Origin of the sequence: Streptomyces sp. L-9-10 (assembly GCF_004151105.1) — a bacterium.
Lineage (GTDB): Bacteria > Actinomycetota > Actinomycetes > Streptomycetales > Streptomycetaceae > Streptomyces.
The window spans coordinates 1-885 of the sequence record NZ_PHRF01000040.1; the positions used below are offsets into that span (position 1 = coordinate 1).

An 885-nucleotide genomic window follows, 5' to 3' on the forward strand; every position below is an offset into this window, starting at 1 on the left:
GGGTGGGGAGTTGGCGGGGTTGTCGTCGGTTCTTCCTGAGGTGTCGGTGGATGTGCGGCAGCCGGCGTATGTGATTTATACGTCGGGTTCGACGGGTGTGCCGAAGGGTGTGGAGGTTCCGAGTGGTGGGTTGAGTGCGTTTGTGGCGGGGTTGGCCGAGGGCTTTGGGGTGCGGCCGGGTGATCGTCTGTTGCAGACGGCGTCGCCGAGTTTCGACGCGTCGATTCTTGAGGTGCTGGCGGGGTTGGGTCTGGGCGGTGCGTTGGTGGTTGCTCCGGCCGGTGTGGTGTCGGCGGAGGACTTGGTGGGGTTGCTGGAGCGCCATCGTGTGAATCACGCGTTTCTGGTGCCGGCTCTGTTGGCGGCGCTTCCTGCGGTGGAGTTGCCGGATCTGCGGTCGTTGATGGTGGGTGCGGAGGCGGTGAGTGCTGATCTGGTGGCGCGTTGGGCGCCGGGTCGGCGGATGGTCAACGCGTATGGTCCGACGGAGGCCAGTGTCGCGGTGACGTTCAGTGGTGGCTTGTCGGCGGAGGCGGTGGGGGTTCCGCCGATCGGGCGGCCGGTGGCGAATGCCCGGGTGTATGTGCTGGATGGGTGGTTGCGTCCGGTTGCGGTGGGTGTGGCGGGGGAGTTGTTTATCGGTGGTGGTGGTGTGGCGCAGGGGTATGTGGGTTTGCGGGGTTTGACGGCGGAGCGGTTTGTGGCGGATCCGTTTGGTGGTTCGGGTGCGCGGATGTATCGGACCGGGGATGTGGTGCGGTGGTCGGTGGAGGGTGTGCTGGAGTTTGTGGGCCGGTCGGATGACCAGGTGAAGGTGCGGGGTTTCCGTATCGAGCTGGGTGAGGTGGAGTCCGCGCTCGCCGGCCATCCGGACATCGCACAGGC

At 66.2% G+C, this 885-nt stretch carries 1 protein-coding gene; it reads left to right on the forward strand.

The genetic code is table 11. The features are described from left to right. Positions 1-46: 46 nt before the first annotated feature. A partial coding sequence (locus CU044_RS10600; RefSeq protein WP_240045478.1) for an AMP-binding protein occupies positions 47-885 on the forward strand: 839 nt, incomplete at its 3' end.